Source organism: Streptomyces sp. NBC_00162, assembly GCF_024611995.1.
Classification (GTDB): domain Bacteria; phylum Actinomycetota; class Actinomycetes; order Streptomycetales; family Streptomycetaceae; genus Streptomyces.
Genome location: NZ_CP102509.1, coordinates 4643876 through 4663276 on the forward strand (window position 1 = coordinate 4643876; position 19401 = coordinate 4663276).

Here is a 19401-nt window from a genome sequence, read left to right on the forward strand (position 1 = left end):
TTCCCTGACAGGATCCGAATGTGACCCGCGTCACACCTCCTCAGAGGGTGAGGAGGGGGCCCTCCCCGTGGTCCGCGGCGGCCCACAGCTCGGTCGCGCGGACGAGTTTGTCGGGGTTGGCCTGGCTGCGGATCGCGACGATGCCCTCCGCGGCGACCTCCAGGCAGATGATCCCGACGACCCGGCCGTCCACGACCGCCACGATGGCGGGCTCGCCGTTCGCGGTCGTGGCGTAGATGTCGGGCGCGCCGCCGACATGGGCCCGCTTGGCCGCGCCGGGCTTGAACAGGCCGCGCATGAACGTGGCGACCGCGAGCGCGCCCTCGAACGCCTTCGTACGCGCCGGGACCTTCCCGCCGCCGTCGCCGACCGCGACGGCGTCCTGGGTGAGCAGGCGCACGAGGGGTTCGGTACGGCCGGTGGTCGCCGCCGCCAGGAACTCCTCGACGATCCTGCGGGCGGCGGCCGCGTCGATCTCGGTGCGCGCCTTGCCGTCCGCGATGTGCTTCTTGGCCCGGTGGTAGATCTGCTGGCTGGCGGCCTCGGTGATGTCCAGGATCTCGGCGATCTCCCGGTGCGGGTGCTCGAAGGCCTCGCGCAGCACGTACACCGCCCGCTCGCCCGGCGACAGGCGCTCCAGCAGGACGAGGACGGCGTACGACACGGACTCGCGCTGCTCGGCGGTGTCGGCCGGGCCGAGCATCGGGTCCCCGGCGAGCAGCGGCTCGGGGAGCCATCTCCCCACGTACGTCTCGCGCCGGGCACGTGCCGAAGTGAGCATGTTGAGGCACCAGTTGGTGAGGACCTTCGTCAGCCAGGCCTCAGGCACCTCGATCCGCCCGACGTCGGCCGCCTGCCAGCGCAGGAACGTCTCCTGTACGGCATCCTCAGCCTCACTCGCCGAGCCGAGCAGCCGGTAGGCAATGGCCTCCAGCCGGGGCCTGGCACTCTCGAACCGGTCCACGTCACTCATGATCAAGGCCATACTCGCGATCCTAGGCGCCCCGGGATTGGAACGGCAGGCGAGACAGCACTCCCCGGTGAGCGGCGAGTTGTACGCGGCGAAGGCGCCTGGCGAGGCCTGGCAACGACGAAGCCCCAGGTCGCTGACCTGGGGCTTCTTGTCTAAGCGGATGACGGGAATCGGACCCGCGCCATAAGCTTGGGAATCACTCGGCACTTGGAAGTGCGTACAACCTCTGACCTGCGGAAACGTTCGCCGACGACCCCGCGCAGCGGGGGCCCGCGCCCCTGCGTCGTTGTGCGCCTCCGTCACGGGAGTCGCTGCGCCGCACTTTGGCCGCGGTGTCAGTCAACGGGCCGTAGCGCGCGCTCGGAGCGCAGCGCCGCCCAGGCGGCCACGGCGGCCAGGGCCGCGACCCCGGCGAGGGCGAGGCCGCCGGTCAGGGGTGCGGGATCGGACGGGGCCTGATTCCAGAGGTAGAGCTGGTATTGGGCCTCGGCGGGCAGGTTCAGCAGATCGGCGATCCAGCGGTGCGGCAGGAACGGCGCCGCCGGAAGCAGCACGAGTGGCGCGGTCACCAGCAGGGGACCGATGCCGAGCGCGAGGGTCCCGATGACGCTGCGCAGCAGGGCCGCCGCGAGGGCGGCCAGGGAGATGAAGAGGAGTTGGACGAGGAGGGCGGCGGCGATCGCGCCTGCGGCCTGGCCCCAGGTCGCGAACTCGACGGGCAGGGGAGGTGACGTGTGGACGGCCCCGTCGGCGAACGCGGGGGGCACTGCGCGGGGCCGCACCGGCCACAGCCGGGCGTATGCCGAGGTGCTCAGCCACAGCAGCACGCCGGTGACGATCTGGCTGGCGAGTGACAGGGCGAGTGCGGCGCCGACCTTGCGGGCCCACAGCACCCCGACCCGGTTCTCGAACAGGCGCAGGGCGCTCCAGGTGCCGCCTTCCAGGGTCTGGCCGAGCCCCGTGGCGACGACCACTGCCGTGAGGACGAGACCCAGCAGGGTCGCGAACTGCCATGCCGCCGCTCGCAGCGCCGACGGGAGCGAGGTGAGCGCCGACACCGAGGGGTCGAGCACCCCGTACGGGGCTCCCGCCATCCAGAGCCGGCCGACGAGGGCCAGGGCCAGCAGCATCACAGCCGCGGTCGCTCCCCATACGGGGGCGGTCCACAGGGCTCGCAGCTCGCCGGCCCAGGCGGTCCCCTCCCCGCGCGCCGGCCGCCGCCGGGTACCGGCCATCAGGCGCGGTCCCGGGTTCGGTTGAGGCGGTCCAGTCCGAGCCAGAGCAGGCCGATGAGGGCCAGGGTCGGCAGGACGCGGAGCAGGACGGGGGCCGTGGAGGGGTCGGTGGAGATCCAGAAGTGGTCCCAGACCCCGTCCACCGCACCGAAGCCGACGAGGTCGGCCAGCGCGCCGCCGGGGAGCCAGGCGCCGAGCCCCGGGGCGGCGGAGGTGCGGACCACCAGGACGAGCAGCAGCATCCCGGCGAGGAAGGTGCGCATCGGCTGGCGCAGCAGTGCGCCGAGGGCGACCGCGACGGCTGCGGCCCCGGCCAGCACGGCTGCCCCGGCCAGTACGCCGAGTGCGGTGTCGGCGAAGACCGTGCCGAGGGCGCCGGGCGAAGGCAGCGTGTAGGCGTTGCGGCCGTAGAGCAGGCCGAACGCGGCTGTAACGGCGGCCGACACGCACAGCAGCACCAAACTCCACGCCCAGACGGCCAGGGCCTTGGCGGCGAGCAGCCTGCTGAGGCGGGACTCGTAGAGGAGGAGCGGCACGATGCTGCCCCGGCTCCACTCGCCGGCGACGGAGAAGGCCGCCAGCATGACGAGGAGCGCGAGCCCGGGAACGGACGTCAGCAGCCGTATGGTCCACAGCAGCGAGCCCACCGGGTGCTGGGCGTGCGCGGCACGGACTCCTTCAGCGGTGAACCTGTCCTGGATCCGCTCCAGCCCGACGGCCTGCAGGGGCACTTCGGCGAGGCACTTGGCCTTCTGCTCCGGGGTGTTCTGCTTGGAATCACACGATCGGGGGAGGTAGTCGAGGTTGGCCTGCACCTGCGTGATGTTGTATGAGGCCATGTTCTGGCTCACCCAGGCGCAGTAGAGGGAGCCGAAGACGAACAGCGTGGCGAGGGTGAGGGCGAGCGGGTGCCGCAGCAGCCGCCGGGTCTCCGCCCGAACGAGGCGGTTCACTGGCGGCCGCCGTTCCCGACGAGCCCGAAGAACCAGTCCTCGAAGGCGGCCGGACCGCTTTCCGGGTCGTAGCCGAGCGCGTCGAGAGTGCCGGCGGCGACGACGCGGCCCTGGGCGAGCATGATCACGCGGTGGCAGATCCGCTGGATCTCGTCGAGCTGGTGGCTGGATACGAGGACGGCGGCCCCGCGCGCGGCCTCCTCGGCCACGATCCGCCGCACCATGCGCAGTCCCTCGGGGTCGAGCCCGTTGGTGGGCTCGTCGAGGATCAGCAGATCGGGCTGCTTGAGCAGCGCCGCGGCGATGGCCAGCCGCTGCCGCATGCCCTGCGAGTACGTCCCGAGGCGGCGGTCGGCGGCGCCGGTCAGCCCGACGCGGTCGAGCGTACGGGTGATCCGTCCGCCGTCGGGAAGCCCGGCGGTGTCGAGCAGGGTGCGCAGCATGGCGCGTCCGGTGGACCACCGGTGGAAGGCGGGCGCGTCGAGCGCGGCTCCGAGCCGGTCGAGCTGCCGCGGCCGCATGGGCAGGGACTCCCCGAACAGCCGCACCTCACCGGAATCGGGGGTGGACAGCCCGGTGATCAGCCGCATCAGGGTGGTCTTGCCGGCGCCGTTGAGCCCGAGGAGGCCGACGATCTCGCCGGCCTCCAGGGTGAGATGAACCCCTTCCAGCACGGAGTGCTTCCGGAAGCTCTTGGTCACTTCGTGACAGGAAAGGACGCTCATCGTCTGAGATTACTTCCAGTTGTAGACGACGCGACCCGACGAGTGGATGAAGGCCGGAGCGTTTGCGATCTGCATGTAGTACTTGCCGGCGGGGGCGTTGCCGAACTCCTTCCAGAACGTGCCGTTGTCGCAAGACCAGTCACGCCAGGCCACCCACTTGTCGGGTGCCCAGTCGATGTCAATCTTGAAGTCGTAGCCGACCCGGCCCTGAGCGCCGTTGCTCGTGGCGCACCCGTCCTGCGTTGCCGACTGGCTGTTGCCCGGGGCCGTCCAACGGCCGGTCTCCGCACCCACGCCCTCGTCGGTGAAGGAGAAGTTCTTGACCTGCGTGTACGCGGCGAAGGCGTTCGGCGCGAGTGCGCCAACGAGTCCTGCTGCGAGCGATGCCGTCACTACGGCCGACTTCATGCGAGTACGCATGGGGGTTCCCTCCCGATTGCTCCACCTTCCCCGGTGGAGTCTGTGCACTGCGTGCCGTCATCGACACCCAGCCGTAGATGATCTTCAACATCTCTTTGATTTTGGTCAAATTGAGGCATGATCAAGCCAAATTTCGATCGTTGCGTTTGGTAATCCGGTGGCCTGGTCGGGGTACCTCGGCGGGTCGCCAAAGGTGAACTCGCCGTCGTGTCCGGGTAGTCGGCTGCTCGTGGGGTCGTGGACCCGCGGCAGTGCCGGCCGGCGCATGGCGCAGTCGGAGCGCAGGCGCCGGAGGATCTCGGCGGCAGGTCGTTCAGCCACGGAGACCGTGCTCTATGGGAAGGCGGCCGTGCGGGCGCGGGACCGGCTGCGCCGGGATGCTGACCTGCCGGGCGGCCCGGATCAACCACGATGGACCACTGCCGGTTCTTGAGGGAACCGTCATTCGTCTGTTCCTGGACGAACTGCTCGCGTCGTCCGACTCGCCGCTGCCGGGCTCGTCCTGCGCCGACCGCCAGCGCACCCCCAACCATGATCGTTTGCGGGCGCAGCCCTGCACATGCAGCAAAGGCGCCCTCCCCCGCAGGCCTGCCGCCCGAGGTGGTGTTTGGGCAGGTGGGAGCGGTCGCTCCGACACGTTGGACGTTCCCGTCGCCCCCAAACTGTGGCAGCGGACACGGCCTTCGTGTCGAGGCGGATGGGCCTTGGAGCTGGGTCCTCCCGCCCGCAATCAAGCAGCGGAGGCGCACGGAGGCGTGCCGGCCGTGCGGCGCGAGGTATTGAACTTGGTGGCGGCTGTTGGTCTTCCTCGGTGCCTGTGGGCCGATGCGACCGGAGGAGCAGGCCGGTCTTCGGCGGAAGGACGTGGAAGGCGCATTGATCTACCAACACTCGGACCATGAGCGGCAGAAGGAGGTCGCCGGGGGACTGGACGGGATGGTGCGGGCCGCCCGGAAGAAGGCCGCCGAGCAGCTGCTCAGGGGTGAAGTGGTGCGCAAGTGGTGCGGAACTCCTGAGAGGTCTGGGCAACGAAGAAGGCCCAGGTCGTTGACCTGGGCCTTCGTTCAAGAGCGGATGACGGGAATCGAACCCGCGCCATAAGCTTGGGAATCACTCGGCACTTGGGCGCACGTATGCCCTCTGACCTGCCAGAATGTTCGCCAGCTGACCTGCCCCGGCTGCTTCTGGGAACCCCGTGTTGACCGCTCCTCACCGCCCCTACTGGCACGTTGTGGCACGGAGCGGGCGCCGCCGGCGCCGTTTCTCCCTGCCGTAGCCCTATGCGCCGCCGACCGCAGCAGGGTCGAGGGAGTCGACGTCTTCCATGAAGGACAGCATCCGGGCGTTGACCACGTCGGGGTGGTCGATCTGCGGGCCGTGCCCCGACGCGGTGATGATCTCGGCGCGGGCTCCGGGAATAAGGCGCGGAACGCGTTCCAGCTGCCGCTTGGGGTGTACGAGCAGGCTGTGCTTGCCCATGATGACGTAGAGCGGGGTCCGGACGGATCGCAGCGCATCCTCGGCCAGCGGCAGCGGTGCGGGGCGGCGGATCCGGTACGCGCGGGCGCCGAGCTGGATCCACTTGCGCATCTCGGGGATGGCTATGACCGGCTGGTCCAGCCACTTGGCGAGCCGGGGGCGCAGTGCCTTCGGGGCGAAGGTGGCGAACAGGCTCACGAAGACCCAGGCGAAGAAGCGCAGGCCGACCTTCTCCAGGCCGCCGGGGTCGAGGGCGGTGACCGAGGCGAGCCGTCCGGGCTGCCGGTGGGCCTGGTTGAGGACGAGCCAGCCGCCGTATGAGGAGCCGACGAGGTGGACCCGGTCGAGGCCGAGCGCGTCGAGGGCCTCGTCCATCCACTGGGCGGCGCGCTCGGGCTGCCACATGGGCTCGCGGTGGACGCTGCGGTTGGCGTCGCCGGGGGTGTCGAGGGCGTAGACGGGGCGGTCGAGGCTGAGCCCGGGGGTGTTGGGGTACCACATGGCCGAGCTGTAGCCAGCGCCGTGGATCAGGACGATTGGGGTCCGGGACTCGGCAGCGGGGTCCGAGGGCCCGTACCGGTAGACGTGGGTGGTGCCGAAGCTCGTCTCGACGTCCGTCTCGGAGCGGACGGGTGCCCCCATCGCGTAGAGCACGTCCTCGGCGGCGAAGTAGCGGTCGCGCAGGGCGTCGTTGACGTAGTGGCCGACATCGCGGCGTACGCGGGCGGTGTTCTCGGGCACGGCGGCACCTCCTGTGAAGATCCGTTCTTCGTGGTACGACTGTACCACCAATGTGGTACATCGGTATCATGAAGGGGTTCGGGCAGCAGAGCGCGAACCCCCTATCGACAGGCGGAGACACGGGAACATGCCGAAGCGTGTGGATCACGAGGAGCGGCGCGCCCAGATCGCCGAGGCGCTCATCCAGGTCGCGGGGCGGCGCGGACTGCATGCCGTCGGCATGCGGGACGTGGCCGCGGAAGCCGGCGTGTCGCTCCGGCTCGTGCAGTACTACTTCGAGACCAAGGAGAAGCTGCTCTTCTACGGCCTTCGGCACCTGACCGACCGCTTCACGGCGAGGGTGGGCGCCCGCTTGGCCGCCGTCGGCCCGGACCCTGGGCCGCGCGCCACGGTGGAGGCGCTGCTGTTGGCCTCGCTGCCGACCGACGAGGAGAGCCGTACCTTCCACCTGCTGTACAGCTCCTACGCGATCCTGTCCGTGACCGACGGGGCGCTGGCCGCTCAGCCCTTCATCGACAACCCCGACGCCGCGGAGAACGCCCTGACCGGACTCCTCGAGCAGGCGCAGGAGGTCGGCCTGGCCGACGCGGACGCCGACGCGCGCACGGAGGCGATCAGCCTGCTCGCCATGGCGGCGGCCATGGGCACCAGCATCCTCGTGGGCCAGCGGAGTCCGGAGTCGGCGATCGCGGTGCTCCGCCACCACCTGGACCGGATCTTCGCGACTGCCGACACGTCCGAGAGGTGAGCGGGATCGAACTGACGTGTCGCGAAGTACTCGCCCGCGGACCCTGGGGTGTCGATCTGGGCGGGCCCGACGGACGTGGAGTCGGGCGGGGTGTCGAATCGGGGATGAGGGGAGCGGCTCGCACAGGACGGGCCCGAGGGTCTCGTCTTCGTGGGGGAGAAAGGCGCACCCCTGCGAGGTACGTCCTTCGGCCGCAAGTGGCGCAAGGCCCGCGATGCGGTCGGCGTGCCGAACGGGTTCCGCTTCAAACGACCTGCGCCACACCGGAAGCACCCTCGCCGCCGATACCGGTGCCAAGCTGAAGGACCTCATGGTCCGCGCGGGCCAGTCCTCGGAACCCCCTCCTGCGTACAGGGCTGCCTCACCCGGGTCGTTCGTCTGGAGAGGGTCCCATCGGAGCAGACTCACAGGACCGGTGTGACTGGCGGGGCATTGTTGGGTGTGCCGAGCTGGTTCCCTCGGTCAGGCGGGGGCAGGCTAAGAAGTGCACCGGCCGGGCTGTGATCGTGCGAAGGGACCTGAGGATGATCCAGGCAGCGGACATTCGCGAGTGGCGTACCCGTGAGGTGGTCGACTTGGGCGGGCACAGGATCGGCGCGCTGGAGGCCATCTACGTGGACACCAGCACGGACGAGCCGGCCATGGCCACCGTGCTGGTGGGGCTGCCCACCCGGCACCGGCTGGTCTTCGTTCCGCTCGACGGCGCGATCGTCGGGCCGGGGTACGTCAAGGTCGGCTACGACAAGGCGCTCGTGAAGAAGGGCCCTTCGATCGGCACGGATGACGTCCTGCCCGCCGAGGAAGAGGCAGCCATCTTCCAGCACTACGGCCTCACCTACCGGCCCGGTGCGGGCGGCGAGCGGTTGCTCGCCCGCCGCTGAGCCACATTCGCCCGAGGAGGTGTCCACGTCGTGAAGGTCTTCTTGATCCTGGTCATCGTGGCGATGGTGTTGGGCATCATCGGCGCTGTCGCCGAAGGCATGCTCTATCTGCTGTTCATCGGCATCCTGGTCTTCGTGGCGGCCCTGGTCTACCTGGGCATGCGCGGGCGTCGCTCCGGACGCCGCCACATCCGCTGAGACGGCTGGGTGACCTTCTGCACCAGGCCTGTGCTGCGGGGATAGCGGTGGGTGACCGTTCGGGATGCGCGGGGGTGGGGGCGCTGTTTCGCTGGTGGCATCCGCTCTCCCCCAGATCCCAGGAGTGATCATGAGCGTTGCAGGCGAGTCCGGCAGCCGTGCCCAGCAGATGCGTGACCAGGCGGCGAAGCTCGAGCAGGCTGCGGAGCGTGCCACCGACCCGGCGGAGCGTCAGCGGCTGAAGGACAAGGCCCTGCGGCTCTCGGAGCAGAGCAAGAAGGAGAGCGAGCGGGGCCTCGGGGACGTCGACCCCATGTGACGGCCCTGCGGCATGTACCGGCCGGTGGCTGCCCGCGCGATCCTCTCTGCGTGAGGGAGGCACCGGCCGGTGTTTTGCGTCCAGCACCTCGGCGGGCGGTACTCGTTGCCGTCAGGGCCGGTGGTCAGGTGCTGAGCAGGCGGTCGAAGAAGGGCCGGTACTGGCGCAGGGCCAGGCGCAGGTCCTCGGTGGCGACCTCTGCCCCCAACCGAGGAGGCGAGATCCAGGCGCCCATCAGGGGCGCGCCAGCGGTGAGCAGTTGGTGGAAATGGACCTCGCGGGCACGCTCGCGGCAGCGGAATCCGCCTCTCCCGTCGAGTCACTGGACGTCGTCGCACGGATGGTCAGGGACCGCCTGAACGCTGCTGCGGTTTCGTCCCTGATCGTCGACTTCACCGGGTCGTCAGTGGTGCGGCTCGGGGCAGCCGACAGCGTCGAGTCCGACGAGCCCCCCGAGCGCGTCGCTCTGCCCGGCACCTTCTACGCGGACGTGTTGCGCACACAGCGGCTGGCCCTCCAGCGAGAGGGCAACGGTACGGTCAGGGTCGTGGCGCCCGTCACCAACCGCGGCGACACCTTCGACTACGTCGTCGACCGCGACACCATGCAGCTCTCCGTCACCGATGCCATGGGCCACGACGTGGAAGCCGCGCTCCTCGCCACCCTCGCAGTGGGCGCCCTCCGCAGGGCCAGGCGTGCCGGCGCCGAGCTCGAAGTGCAGGCCTTGGAGGCCAACCGGGCCGTCATCGACCACGGCAGGCGGGGCTTCGTCACCGGGCAGCTGCTGCGCGTCAGCCTGCTCGACGGGACCACTCAGTTCGTCAACGCGGGGCATCCTTGGCCGCTGCTCCCGAGACAGGAGAGGGTTGAGGACGACCTGCCCTCCCTGATCGTGCGCACGGGCGATCTCCACCCCCGCGAGGCCTCCCGCGCTCTGGTCGCGGAGATTCTTCACGCCCACGGCCGCCGTCTCCAGGACGACGCGACGGTCATGTACCTGGACTGGTCCGGTACCCACCAGGTCACACGCAGCGCTGACGCCGGGGCGGACCTGGCGGAGGCGTCCGCACCCGAATAGCACTTCTTCGACGACCGAGGCCCGCCGATCCCGACGGGCACGCTCGGTTCAGGCCGAGGGCGGCGGCGCGGATGATTCGGCGGCGCGGCGGTACTCGGCGTTGATGCGCTGGGCTTCCTCGAGCTGGTCCTCGAGGATGATGATGCGGCAGGCGGCCTCGATGGGGGTGCCCTGGTCGACGAGTTCCCGGGCGCGGGCCGCGATGCGCAGCTGGTAACGGGAGTAGCGGCGGTGGCCGCCCTCGGAGCGGAGCGGGGTGATCAGGCGGGCTTCTCCGAGGGCGCGGAGGAAGCCCTGGGTGGTGCCGATCATGTCTGCCGCCCGGCCCATGGTGTAGGCGGGGTAATCGTCGTCGTCGAGACGGCCGAACGAGTCGTCTGCTGTCATTGAACCTCTCTCATGGAACGCGTGGAGGGGCCCTGGTGCCGTACGGCACCAGGGCCCCGAAGGAACTACTACACCATCTGTCGGCCCTGATACTGCGCCGACCCTGTGTTTCCGCCGACCCGACCGAGATGCTGCCGGGAGTGCGGGGATCGCGGTTGCTTGACCGGAGACCACCTCACTATCGATGTCCTGCGGTACCCGGGCTCAGCCTTTCGGCCCGGGCGATCCTGATGGTGCTCGGCTCCTCCGTTCTTCCCTCGGTGATCAACTGCTTACTGCTGGTACTGCGTACTGCTGGTGGCCTGACCTAGCGCCACCCTTCGGCAGCCAGCCCCGTCGCCCGTCCTGCGTCTTCTCTGGCTTAGAACCCCACTGCCGAACTTCCCGGTGCGCGCGCCCGCAGCCGACGCCTTCACCGAGGTGCTGCTCACTGACTTCACTGCTGGGTACTGCTCGCGGCGGCCCCTGATCACTGCGGGTCACCCGGTCCGGTCGTCAGCCCCGTCGCCGTCCTGCAACAACCCTGGCTTCGGAACTCCACCACCGCACCGTCCTGCGAACTGCAACTGCGGTTACTGCTGCCCGGCAGTTCGTCTCTGCCAGGCCCTGCTGTCTCTCTGGGCTACGAGAGAAACCATAACAACGCCACCGCGCAATGTCTACTCCGGCCGTCATAGATTTTCGTGCCCGCCGAGGAGAGCTAGACCTTCACGGTCGGCCCAGGATGCGCAGAGCAGCCTGCACAGCAGGTCAGGGGCTCGGGAGGTTCGCAACCGAGCGCGTGGGGTCCCCCCACGTCTCGTCGATTGGCGTCGTGCTTCGACTGCTCTTCGATCCCTTCTTGGAGACCTGAGTCGGGTTGGGATGCAGTGGGGTGGGGCACAGGGATCAGGTAGGCAAGGGCCGGACGTGGACGATGCAGAGACCAGGGTGACCTGATGAACACGATGGCCGAGAGCGTCACAACCGTGCTTTCCGCGGCGGCTGTTGCAGATGCACGCGATGCCGCGCGAGCCTTCCTCGACCGTCTCCGTCAGCCGGCGATGGCCACAGAAGTCGCAGACACCGTGGTCTTGGTCGTGTCCGAGCTCGCCACGAACGCCGTGCGCCACGGCGGGGGCACCTGCACCCTGGAACTGACGGCCGACGCGGAGAGCATCGAGGTGGCCGTTCACGACTCCAGCCCGCACGCGCCGCGTATGCGCACCCCTGACCTGTACGGCGGTACCGGTGGATTCGGCTGGCCCATGGTTAACCGCCTCGCCCGAGCGACCGCTGTCACCTGTCGGGCCTCCGGCGGGAAGACGGTGAGTGCTCTTCTCGACCGGTAGTCCTCCCGATCGGGTACGCAGGAGGGCCCGACCGGCGTGTGCCGGTCGGGCCCTCCTCGCTGTTCGGTGTCGGCTCGCGCCGGTCCTGTCCGTCAGACGGTCACCGGGATGCCGAGCATCGCGGAAGCCTGCCGGAGCGGGCTGAGGACGCGCGTGGGCGCGGCAACCCGGGGGAGGCCGCGGCAGGTGAACCCGAGCTGGGTCATGGCCCGGAGGACTTCACCGGCGCTGAAGTCACGGCGGTCCTGGCGGGTGATGACCTGACCGACCTGCTTGACGGGGTAGGTACGGCGGCCGATGGTCACGGACTCGCCCGTGACCTGCTCGGGCTTGACGCCCTTCATCGACTCCAGGACACCGCTCTTGGTCAGGTCGAACGGGAAACGGGCGATGACACAGCGCATGTTGCCTCACAGGAAGAAGAAGGGGACGGTCGTGCTGCGGTGAGGTGGTTCAGCGGGCAAGGGCGAGGACGCCCAGAGCACTGCCCTGGTCATCGACGACGGGCAGGGCATCGAGTCTGCGGTAGCGCATCGCGTGCTCGGCCTCGGCCATCGTGGTCATGGGAGAGGTGAACGGACCGCGGTCTCCGAGAACATCTCGGAGACGGACCCGGTCCGTGTACGCGGCGCTCTCGCGGATGGCGGCGAGCCGGGCCAGGGTGACCAGCCCGGTGCACAGGCCGTCCTCGTCGCAGACGAGCAGATGACCCGAGCGAGCACTGGCCATGACGGCCAGGGCCACCTCGACCGTCATGTCGTCACAGACCTGCGGACCGGCCGCCTCCATCGCGCCGTCCACCGTCCGGCGCACAGGGTTGGAATACGCCGAGCGGGGCTGCATCTGAACCAGCGTCAAAACGTGCCTCCTGCAGAGATGGATCCGTTTCCTGAGCACGTGCTTCTCAGGCCGCCGCATCAAAGGCGGACTGCCGCACGCTCACGCGTCGGACTGTCGAAGCGGGCCGACGCCTGCCACGGGAGGCCGGGCCGCGCTCGGCACGTTCGACGACCGGTGCCGCGATGACGACGGGGATGCCGGAGGGCGTCTGGGCGCCGGTGATGCGGCTCAGTGCCTCTTCGCCCGAGCGGACCTGGGTGGTCTGCGGGGTGATGCCCGCGGCGGCCATCAGGCGGGTCATGTCGCGCCGCTGGTTGGGGGTGACCAGGGTGACGACGCTGCCGGACTCGCCGGCGCGGGCGGTGCGGCCGCCGCGGTGGAGGTAGTCCTTGGGGTCGGTCGGCGGGTCGACGTTCACGACGAGGTCGAGGTTGTCGACGTGGATGCCGCGCGCCGCGACGTTGGTCGCGACCAGGACGGTGACGTGTCCGGTCTTGAACTGGGCGAGGGTGCGGGTGCGCTGGGGCTGCGACTTTCCGCCGTGCAGGGCGGCGGCCCGTACACCGCTGCTCAGCAGGTCCTGGGTCAGCCGGTCGACGGCGTGCTTGGTGTCCAGGAACATGATCACCCGGCCCTCGCGCGCCGCGATCTCCGTCGTCGTGCGGTGCTTGTCGGTGCCGTGCACGTGCAGCACGTGGTGCTCCATCGTGGTGACCGCGCCGGCCGAGGGGTCGACGGAGTGCACGACGGGGTCGGTCAGGTAGCGACGGACCAGCAGGTCGACGTTGCGGTCCAGGGTGGCGGAGAACAGCATCCGCTGCCCCTCGGGACGCACCTGGTCGAGCAGGGCGGTGACCTGCGGCATGAAGCCCATGTCGGCCATCTGGTCGGCCTCGTCCAGGACGGTGATGGCGACCTGGTTCAGCCGGCAGTCACCCCGGTCGATCAGGTCCTTCAGCCGCCCGGGCGTGGCCACGACGACCTCCGTGCCTCCGCGCAGCGCTCCGGCCTGCTTGCCGATCGACATGCCACCGACGACCGTGGTCAGACGCAGCTTCACGGCGCGGGCGTACGGGGTGAGGGCGTCGGTCACCTGCTGGGCCAGCTCGCGGGTGGGGACGAGGATGAGGGCCAGCGGCTGGCGGGGCTCGGCGCGCTGCCCGGCGGTGCGAGCCAGCAGGGCGAGGCCGAAGGCCAGGGTCTTGCCGGAGCCGGTGCGCCCGCGGCCGAGCACGTCACGGCCCGCGAGGGTGTTGGGCAGGGTGGCGCCCTGGATGGGGAAGGGCACGGTCACGCCCTGCGCGCCGAGGGCGGCCAGCAGCTCGGCCGGCATGTCGAGGTCGGCGAAGGCCTCAACGGCGGGCAGCGCGGGAGTGATGGTCCTCGGCAGGGCGAACTCGCCCTGGACCGCGGCGGATCGGCGGCCGTAGCCGCCGGAGCGGCGCGGACCTCCGGAACGGCTCGGGGCCGACGAGCCGAAGCGGCTGCCCCGCTCCGAACCGGCGGCAGCGCCGAAAGCGGGGCCGCCGGTGCGGCTGCGGGTGCGAGAGGAACGGTCGTTCGTACGTGTGCGGTTCATTCAGAACCTTCCTTGATGTGGCGCGTATCAAGGAATTCCCGCAGCAGAAACGCAGCGCAGGGAATCACAAGAACGGGCCGAATGGAATGCGAAAGCGACTCTGGCCTACAGAGATTCTGTACGGGCGCATGCGCTGAGATGGGGTGGCGCCATGTGGACGCGAAACCAAGAAAAATCGAGTGGGGTGAAGCGTCGAGGAGGCTGTAACCCTGAATAATCCGTCCCGCAGGTGACACCACTGCGGGAACTACGTGCAGCTGGGGCCCGCACCCCGAAGGATGCGGGCCCCAGCTACGAAATGCGCGTCAGCGTCAGGCGAGAACGATGTTCTCGGCCGTCGGGCCCTTCTGGCCCTGCGCGATGTCGAAGGTGACCTTCTGGCCTTCCTGCAGCTCGCGGAAGCCCTGGGCGGCGATGTTCGAGAAGTGGGCGAAGACGTCGTCGCCGCCACCGTCCTGCTCGATGAAGCCGAAACCCTTAGCCGCGTTGAACCACTTCACGGTGCCAGATGCCATGTCATATCTCCTTTGGGGCAGTACACCAGCATCCGCACTGTACGGACACCGTGTCGCCGCGATGATGCCCCGCCGGAAAATGACCCGGAAATATGAAGCACTCGAATGTGGCGCGGAGGCCGACTGGAGCGCTTGAAGTTTTTGGGTACCAAAACTGCAACCGAGATCGACAGTAGCACGCTGCAGCGGTTTGTGTGCGTTAAATATCTCCATCGTGTGCGCGGCGGAAAAACTCTCCCTGCGGGGTCCATTAAACTCTCTGGCCGCGGGGATAGATATTGATTCCCCCCGAGTGCAGCGTTTCGGGAGCAAGGGCGTCCGCCAGCTGCGACGTCCAGTCCACGGGGACGTGAGCCTGCGGGGTGGGATCGCAGCGCCCTCTGGAAGGGATCAGCAGCTCGCAGGTGCTCCATGGCGGTCTCGGGGGCGTCCACGCGCAAGGCGGCGCGACCGGCCCCGCACTCGCTACACGTCTGTTCCGCAGCGCCTGACCGTCACTGCGGTCGTTCGCGAAGCCGTTCTCGCAGGTGGTGGAGAACCTCGGTGTCGGCGACGTCGACCAAGGCTGCCAACAGGATCCGGATACGAACGTCATCGCCATGGTGCACAGCCCGCACGCACCGTTGGCGGGGAAGGTGGCGTGGGTGATGGCCGAGCTGAAGTTCGAAACCGTCGTGTGCCCGCACTGCGCGGCCTGCCCGGCCACTGGGCAGGCCCGTACCATCGCCGCCGACCGGCGCTGGGTGACGGTGACGTGGCATGTCCCTACCTGCCCGCACTACGCCGCCGATCGCGTGTTGGCGGGGAAAGAGGACTAGGTAGTCCCGCGGCGAGACTGCGCCGACCCTCCGGCCAACCGCCCCTTTGGGAAAGCGAATTCGCGCGGCAGCGGCCGTGGAGTGACGCAGGTCCTCGAGAATGCGTTCTTGCGATCCGAGATCGGCGGGGCCCGTGTGGTGCAAGTGGTGCGCGAAAGGCCCTCCGGGCAGGGCATTTCCGCCAGTTGGGGCACGCAGAAGGCACGGCAGAGTCTGAGAGGTCTGGACAACGAAGAAGGCCCAGGTCGCTGACCTGGGCCTTCTTTAAAGAGCGGATGACGGGAATCGAACCCGCGCTATAAGCTTGGGAAGCTCATGTTCTACCATTAAACTACATCCGCATAGCGTTCCAGTTGCCTGGAGCGGTATCTTCGCCCACTCTACCCCATGATCGACCCCCGGTGAATCTGCCGTGGGGTCGTTGTCGTGTGTGGTGTGCACGGAGGCGTGTGGGCGCGGGAGTTGGGGCGTACCGTGTGGGTTCGGAGCGGCGGCTGGAGTGGGTCCCGATCATCCCCTAATGTGGCGATTCGTCGCAGTACAGCTCGTTGGGGAAAGGGACTCGATGGAGCACACCGTCGTCCGTTGTGCCGAAGGGCACGTTTTCAGTACCGCCTCCTTCCCGCTGCAGCACCTCGGTGCCGGCCGGATCGGGCCGGGGCGGTTGCTGCGGTGTCCGCGGTGCGCGCGGTTGAGGCATGCCGTGCCCGTGGGGGCAGCGGTCAAGCGATAGCGGACGGGCGCGCGGGCGCCGCTCTCGATTGGGGGTGGCCCGCGCGCTCTGCGTATCCTCGGGACGTGCTTCTCTCTGACAAAGACATCCGGGCCGAGATCGACAGCGGACGGGTTCGCATCGACCCGTTCGAGGAGTCGATGGTGCAGCCCTCCAGCATCGACGTACGCCTCGACCGGTTCTTCCGGGTGTTCGAGAACCACCGGTACGCCCACATCGATCCGGCGACCGAGCAGGCGGACCTGACCCGGATGGTCGAGCCGGAGGGTGACGAGGCCTTCATCCTGCACCCCGGTGAGTTCGTGCTCGCCTCCACCTACGAGGTCATCTCGCTGCCCGACGACATCGCCTCCAGACTGGAGGGGAAGTCCAGCCTGGGCCGCCTCGGTCTGGTGACGCATTCGACGGCCGGGTTCATCGACCCCGGGTTCTCGGGCCACGTGACCCTGGAGCTGTCGAACCTCGCCACGCTGCCGATCAAGCTCTGGCCGGGCATGAAGATCGGGCAGCTGTGCATGTTCCGGCTCAGCTCGCCCGCGGAGTTCCCGTACGGCAGTGAGCGGTACGGGTCCAGGTACCAGGGGCAGCGCGGGCCGACCGCCTCGCGCTCCTTCCAGAACTTCCACCGCACCCAGGTGAGGCACGAGGCATGAGCGACGACGCGGTGCGCGAGAATCTTGACTACGCGGGGTTCGGGCGGGCGGTGCGCCAGCTCGCGCAGACGATCGCCGACGACGGCTACGAGCCCGACATCATCCTGAGCATCGCCCGGGGCGGGGTGTTCGTCGCCGGCGGCCTGGCGTACGCGCTCGACTGCAAGAACATCCACCTCGTGAACGTGGAGTTCTACACCGGCGTCGGCACCACGCTGGAGATGCCGGTCATGCTGGCGCCCGTACCCGAGGCGATCGACTTCACCGATAAGAAGGTGCTGATCGCCGACGACGTCGCCGACACCGGCAAGACGCTCAAGCTGGTCCACGACTTCTGCCTGGGCCACGTGGCCGAGGTGCGGTCCGCCGTCATCTACGAGAAGTCCCACTCGCTCGTGAAGTGCGAGTACGTGTGGAAGAAGACCGACGAGTGGATCAACTTCCCCTGGTCGGTCGAGCCGCCCGTCGTGAAGCGTGAGGGCCAGGTCCTCGACGCCTAGTCCGGCTGGTCCGGCCAGTCCGGCACAAGACGAAAAAGGGCCCGCCGCGCATCCGTTGCGCGGCGGGCCCTTTCGCGTGGGTCGCTAGATCGTGCCCAGCTTGATGATCGAGAGCAGCGCGATCAGCTGGATCGCGGACGCGCCCAGCGCCTTCGGCCACGGCAGGTCGTGGGACTTGCTGATCAACGAGGTGAACAGGGCGCCCGCCGCCACCCAGGTGGCCCAGCCCAGGACCTGGACCAGTCCGTTGTCGCCGCCCAGGAACACGGCGAAGATCAGGCGCGGGGCGTCCGTCAGCGACATGACCAGCATGGACAGGCCCACGGTGGGCTGCCAGGAGCCGTCGCCGCCCAGCTGGCGGGCCAGCGTGTGGGTGACCGCGCCCAGGAGCAGCCCGCAGATGACGAAGGCCGCGCCCGCCGAGAGGACGATCGGCACGGCCTTGGACAGGGTCGCGTTGATCACGTCCTTGCGGGCGTCGTCGAGGCCGAAGACCGCGAGGAGCCCGTAGAGGAAGGTCACGGTCAGCGCCGGCCCCCAGACGGCGTAGTCGCGCATCTGGAGGAAGGTCTGGCCCGGCCGCATCACGATGCCGCGGAGGAGTTCCTTCCACGGCAGCCGCGGGCCGGCCGGGGCGGCCGCGGCCGCGCCCGCCTGGTACGTCGCGCCCTGGCCGTACGGGTCCTCACCGACGGCGAAGACCTGGGTGTGCCCCGGGTTGTCGTTGGTGTAGCCGCCGTGACCACCGTGACCGCCCTGGCCTCCGTGACCGTACGGGGCCTGCGGCGGCTGCTGCTGGCCGTACGGGTCGAAGTACTCGGGCTCGCCGTGCCCCCCGGCGCCCGGCTGCGGCCACTGCTGCTGCGGTGGCGAGCCTGCGGGAGGGTAGGGCTGCTGGCCGTACGGAGGCGGTTGCTGCTGTCCGTACGGCTGCTGCTGCGGGGGTTGTTGCGGGGTGCGGTTGTTGTCCCGGCCGCGTCCGATCCTGAATCCAGCCACGTGATCGAAAGTACCTGGTCCTGCCGGGCCCCGTGGACGGGCGGCTGGAACAGGGGGCCTTTGCGGCTGACCTGTGACATCCCCTAGGGGACGGTGGGGTGTCCGGTTTACGCGGCTGCGCCACATTCTGCGGGTCTTCGTTACGTTCCCGACGGAATACCCACATATCCGGCCCGTAGCTTCGTGTCTGTCGACGCCACGCAGAGCACGAGCACGAGCACGAGCACGAGCACGATCACGAGAACGAGCACGAGAAGAGCAGCCATCATGCGCAGCACCCGCCGCACCACCCTCCGTACCGCCGCCGTCGTCGCCGGCACGGCCGCCGTCCTGGCCCTTCCGGTCGGATCCGCCTTCGCGGACTCCCCGGCCGTCCCGGAGCCGGAGGTGCTGCCCGGCATCGAGCAGCCGCAGGTCGACCCGTCCGTAGAGCCGTCCGTGGAGCCGTCCGTCCAGCCCTCCGCGGACCCGTCCGTTCCGCCGGTGAAGCCCACCACCCCGCCGGTCAAGCCGACCGCCGGCGTCCGGGCGTACGTCACCACCGTGAAGCTGGCGGACGGCTCGACGGCCAAGGTCTACAAGATCGGCGACAACCACTTCGAGGCGGACATCTTCGCCGGCTCCACGAAGCTGGACACGCTGGTCAGCAAGGGCGGCGCAGCCGCGTACGGCCAGAACAACGGCCTGCACGTCGTGCTCCAGCCGAACGGCACGGTGACCTCCTGGATTGACGGCGGGCAGCAGCCGAAGCCCGTGGAGAAGCCCAAGCCGCAGGTCAAGCCCGAGGTCAAGAAGGAGAGTTCGGTGCGGATCACCATGCCCGACGGCCGCATCGCCAAGCTGGTCGACGGTCCGAACGGCAAGCGCGCCGACATCTCGATGCGGAACGGGAACTCCCTCGGCACCATCGACCTGAAGCACCCGAGCACGCAGAACGACGGCTGGACCTACAAGCTCGTCCAGGAAGGCAAGCGCGTGAAGTTCGTCGTCATCGACGGCAAGGGCGGCGGGAACAGCTGGGTGTACGACTTCGACGGCAAGCTGATCGAGCAGTACACCGTGCAGAAGGACGCGAAGAACGACGTGAAGAAGGACGCCAAGAAGGACGAGGCCAAGCCCGCCGTCGGGAAGGTCGTTCCGAAGGGCGGCGTGAAGGCCGGCGCGGAGGGGGTCACCCCGCCGAATGGCGACACCCCGAAGCTGCTCGCCGCCGGCGGCGGGATGGCCGCGGCGGGTGCGGCCGGTCTCGGCTTCGCGATGCTGCGCCGCCGGTCCTCCTGACACGACGGAACGGCC

At 69.2% G+C, this 19401-nt stretch carries 22 protein-coding genes, 1 tRNA gene and 1 pseudogene; 11 read left to right on the top strand and 13 right to left on the bottom strand.

The window, feature by feature from the left end; all coding sequences use genetic code 11:
- Positions 1-40 precede the first annotated feature (40 nt).
- From sigJ to JIW86_RS21695, 6 genes are all read right to left on the bottom strand, one after another.
- Positions 41-985: an RNA polymerase sigma factor SigJ gene (sigJ, locus tag JIW86_RS21665; protein ID WP_257555522.1), complete on the bottom strand. Its 945-nt coding sequence runs from the start codon at positions 983-985 to the stop codon at positions 41-43.
- Positions 986-1308: 323 nt separating this feature from the next.
- Positions 1309-2208: a hypothetical protein gene (locus tag JIW86_RS21670; RefSeq protein ID WP_257555523.1), complete on the bottom strand. Its 900-nt coding sequence runs from the start codon at positions 2206-2208 to the stop codon at positions 1309-1311.
- Positions 2208-3161 carry an ABC transporter permease subunit gene (locus JIW86_RS21675; RefSeq protein ID WP_257555524.1) on the bottom strand — a complete coding sequence of 318 codons (954 nt, stop codon included), beginning with the start codon at positions 3159-3161 and terminating at the stop codon, positions 2208-2210. Before JIW86_RS21675 ends, JIW86_RS21670 begins: the two co-directional genes overlap by 1 nt.
- Entirely contained in the window at positions 3158-3886 is a 729-nt protein-coding gene (locus JIW86_RS21680) for an ABC transporter ATP-binding protein (RefSeq protein WP_257555525.1), read from the bottom strand. Before JIW86_RS21680 ends, JIW86_RS21675 begins: the two co-directional genes overlap by 4 nt.
- 9 nt (positions 3887-3895) lie before the next feature.
- A complete protein-coding gene (locus JIW86_RS21685) occupies positions 3896-4306 on the bottom strand; it encodes a hypothetical protein (protein WP_257555526.1) in 411 nt (136 codons plus the stop codon).
- 1278 nt (positions 4307-5584) lie between these two features.
- Positions 5585-6526, bottom strand: a complete 942-nt coding sequence (locus JIW86_RS21695; RefSeq protein ID WP_257555527.1) for an alpha/beta fold hydrolase — start codon at positions 6524-6526, stop codon at positions 5585-5587.
- A gap of 127 nt (positions 6527-6653) precedes the next feature.
- Here JIW86_RS21695 and JIW86_RS21700 point away from each other — a divergent pair, with 127 nt between their 5' ends.
- The 6 genes and pseudogenes from JIW86_RS21700 (at position 6654) to JIW86_RS21725 (ending at position 9750) form a co-directional block, all read left to right on the top strand.
- Complete coding sequence (locus tag JIW86_RS21700; protein ID WP_257555528.1) at positions 6654-7274, top strand: TetR/AcrR family transcriptional regulator; 621 nt, start codon at positions 6654-6656, stop codon at positions 7272-7274.
- 120 nt (positions 7275-7394) lie between these two features.
- Positions 7395-7611, top strand: a pseudogene (locus JIW86_RS21705) (site-specific integrase); the annotation flags it as partial.
- A gap of 187 nt (positions 7612-7798) precedes the next feature.
- Positions 7799-8155: a PRC-barrel domain-containing protein gene (locus tag JIW86_RS21710; protein WP_257555529.1), complete on the top strand. Its 357-nt coding sequence runs from the start codon at positions 7799-7801 to the stop codon at positions 8153-8155.
- Between the two features lie 30 nt (positions 8156-8185).
- The gene (locus tag JIW86_RS21715) at positions 8186-8353 is read left to right on the top strand and encodes a hypothetical protein (RefSeq protein WP_257555530.1); all 168 of its coding nucleotides are present in this window, start codon (positions 8186-8188) and stop codon (positions 8351-8353) included.
- Positions 8354-8483: 130 nt separating this feature from the next.
- Positions 8484-8672, top strand: a complete 189-nt coding sequence (locus JIW86_RS21720; RefSeq protein WP_257555531.1) for a DUF6381 family protein — start codon at positions 8484-8486, stop codon at positions 8670-8672.
- Between the two features lie 268 nt (positions 8673-8940).
- Positions 8941-9750 carry a serine/threonine-protein phosphatase gene (locus tag JIW86_RS21725; RefSeq protein ID WP_257559387.1) on the top strand — a complete coding sequence of 270 codons (810 nt, stop codon included), beginning with the start codon at positions 8941-8943 and terminating at the stop codon, positions 9748-9750.
- A 48-nt stretch (positions 9751-9798) separates the two neighbouring features.
- Here the strand turns inward: JIW86_RS21725 and JIW86_RS21730 are convergent, their stop codons facing one another.
- Positions 9799-10137 (bottom strand): helix-turn-helix domain-containing protein, encoded by a 339-nt coding sequence (locus JIW86_RS21730; RefSeq protein WP_257555532.1) that lies wholly within the window; start codon positions 10135-10137, stop codon positions 9799-9801.
- 938 nt (positions 10138-11075) lie between these two features.
- Here JIW86_RS21730 and JIW86_RS21735 point away from each other — a divergent pair.
- Complete coding sequence (locus tag JIW86_RS21735) at positions 11076-11468, top strand: ATP-binding protein (RefSeq protein ID WP_257555534.1); 393 nt, start codon at positions 11076-11078, stop codon at positions 11466-11468.
- A gap of 92 nt (positions 11469-11560) precedes the next feature.
- On the opposite strand, the gene JIW86_RS21740 is transcribed toward JIW86_RS21735, so the two are convergent.
- The 4 genes from JIW86_RS21740 to JIW86_RS21755 all read right to left on the bottom strand — a co-directional run bounded on the left by JIW86_RS21740 (position 11561) and on the right by JIW86_RS21755 (position 14402).
- Positions 11561-11872 (bottom strand): SCO5918 family protein, encoded by a 312-nt coding sequence (locus JIW86_RS21740; RefSeq protein ID WP_257555535.1) that lies wholly within the window; start codon positions 11870-11872, stop codon positions 11561-11563.
- 49 nt (positions 11873-11921) lie between these two features.
- Positions 11922-12326 carry a CBS domain-containing protein gene (locus JIW86_RS21745; protein ID WP_257555536.1) on the bottom strand — a complete coding sequence of 135 codons (405 nt, stop codon included), beginning with the start codon at positions 12324-12326 and terminating at the stop codon, positions 11922-11924.
- Between the two features lie 46 nt (positions 12327-12372).
- A complete protein-coding gene (locus JIW86_RS21750; protein WP_257555538.1) occupies positions 12373-13887 on the bottom strand; it encodes a DEAD/DEAH box helicase in 1515 nt (504 codons plus the stop codon).
- A 311-nt stretch (positions 13888-14198) separates the two neighbouring features.
- The gene (locus tag JIW86_RS21755; protein WP_257555539.1) at positions 14199-14402 is read right to left on the bottom strand and encodes a cold-shock protein; all 204 of its coding nucleotides are present in this window, start codon (positions 14400-14402) and stop codon (positions 14199-14201) included.
- 527 nt (positions 14403-14929) lie between these two features.
- Here JIW86_RS21755 and JIW86_RS21760 point away from each other — a divergent pair.
- Positions 14930-15220, top strand: coding sequence for a hypothetical protein (locus JIW86_RS21760; protein WP_257555540.1), 291 nt, complete (start codon positions 14930-14932; stop codon positions 15218-15220).
- A gap of 270 nt (positions 15221-15490) precedes the next feature.
- Here the strand turns inward: JIW86_RS21760 and JIW86_RS21765 are convergent.
- A tRNA-Gly gene (locus JIW86_RS21765) sits at positions 15491-15561 on the bottom strand.
- A 457-nt stretch (positions 15562-16018) separates the two neighbouring features.
- On the opposite strand from JIW86_RS21765, the gene dcd reads away from it, so the two are divergent.
- Both dcd and JIW86_RS21775 read left to right on the top strand, forming a co-directional pair.
- Positions 16019-16606, top strand: a complete 588-nt coding sequence (dcd, locus tag JIW86_RS21770; RefSeq protein ID WP_215143211.1) for a dCTP deaminase — start codon at positions 16019-16021, stop codon at positions 16604-16606.
- The gene (locus JIW86_RS21775; RefSeq protein WP_257555542.1) at positions 16603-17106 is read left to right on the top strand and encodes a phosphoribosyltransferase; all 504 of its coding nucleotides are present in this window, start codon (positions 16603-16605) and stop codon (positions 17104-17106) included. The genes dcd and JIW86_RS21775 overlap by 4 nt, the downstream gene beginning before the upstream one ends.
- Before the next feature lie 84 nt (positions 17107-17190).
- Here JIW86_RS21775 and JIW86_RS21780 read toward each other — a convergent pair whose 3' ends face one another.
- A complete protein-coding gene (locus JIW86_RS21780; protein ID WP_257555543.1) occupies positions 17191-18105 on the bottom strand; it encodes a Yip1 family protein in 915 nt (304 codons plus the stop codon).
- Between the two features lie 267 nt (positions 18106-18372).
- Here JIW86_RS21780 and JIW86_RS21785 point away from each other — a divergent pair, with 267 nt between their 5' ends.
- Positions 18373-19386 carry a hypothetical protein gene (locus JIW86_RS21785; protein ID WP_257555544.1) on the top strand — a complete coding sequence of 338 codons (1014 nt, stop codon included), beginning with the start codon at positions 18373-18375 and terminating at the stop codon, positions 19384-19386.
- The last annotated feature ends 15 nt before the right edge of the window (positions 19387-19401 follow it).

What these genes read in the sequence shown, in the direction of transcription:
- sigJ (WP_257555522.1), bottom strand. Translation starts at nt 985, where the DNA reads ATGGCCTTGATCATGAGTGACGTGGACCGGTTCGAGAGTGCCAGGCCC.
- JIW86_RS21670 (WP_257555523.1), bottom strand. Translation starts at nt 2,208, where the DNA reads ATGGCCGGTACCCGGCGGCGGCCGGCGCGCGGGGAGGGGACCGCCTGG.
- JIW86_RS21680 (WP_257555525.1), bottom strand. Translation starts at nt 3,886, where the DNA reads ATGAGCGTCCTTTCCTGTCACGAAGTGACCAAGAGCTTCCGGAAGCAC.
- JIW86_RS21685 (WP_257555526.1), bottom strand. Translation starts at nt 4,306, where the DNA reads ATGCGTACTCGCATGAAGTCGGCCGTAGTGACGGCATCGCTCGCAGCA.
- JIW86_RS21700 (WP_257555528.1), top strand. Translation starts at nt 6,654, where the DNA reads ATGCCGAAGCGTGTGGATCACGAGGAGCGGCGCGCCCAGATCGCCGAG.
- JIW86_RS21710 (WP_257555529.1), top strand. Translation starts at nt 7,799, where the DNA reads ATGATCCAGGCAGCGGACATTCGCGAGTGGCGTACCCGTGAGGTGGTC.
- JIW86_RS21720 (WP_257555531.1), top strand. Translation starts at nt 8,484, where the DNA reads ATGAGCGTTGCAGGCGAGTCCGGCAGCCGTGCCCAGCAGATGCGTGAC.
- JIW86_RS21725 (WP_257559387.1), top strand. Translation starts at nt 8,941, where the DNA reads ATGGACCTCGCGGGCACGCTCGCGGCAGCGGAATCCGCCTCTCCCGTC.
- JIW86_RS21730 (WP_257555532.1), bottom strand. Translation starts at nt 10,137, where the DNA reads ATGACAGCAGACGACTCGTTCGGCCGTCTCGACGACGACGATTACCCC.
- JIW86_RS21735 (WP_257555534.1), top strand. Translation starts at nt 11,076, where the DNA reads ATGAACACGATGGCCGAGAGCGTCACAACCGTGCTTTCCGCGGCGGCT.
- JIW86_RS21740 (WP_257555535.1), bottom strand. Translation starts at nt 11,872, where the DNA reads ATGCGCTGTGTCATCGCCCGTTTCCCGTTCGACCTGACCAAGAGCGGT.
- JIW86_RS21750 (WP_257555538.1), bottom strand. Translation starts at nt 13,887, where the DNA reads ATGAACCGCACACGTACGAACGACCGTTCCTCTCGCACCCGCAGCCGC.
- JIW86_RS21755 (WP_257555539.1), bottom strand. Translation starts at nt 14,402, where the DNA reads ATGGCATCTGGCACCGTGAAGTGGTTCAACGCGGCTAAGGGTTTCGGC.
- JIW86_RS21775 (WP_257555542.1), top strand. Translation starts at nt 16,603, where the DNA reads ATGAGCGACGACGCGGTGCGCGAGAATCTTGACTACGCGGGGTTCGGG.
- JIW86_RS21785 (WP_257555544.1), top strand. Translation starts at nt 18,373, where the DNA reads ATGCGCAGCACCCGCCGCACCACCCTCCGTACCGCCGCCGTCGTCGCC.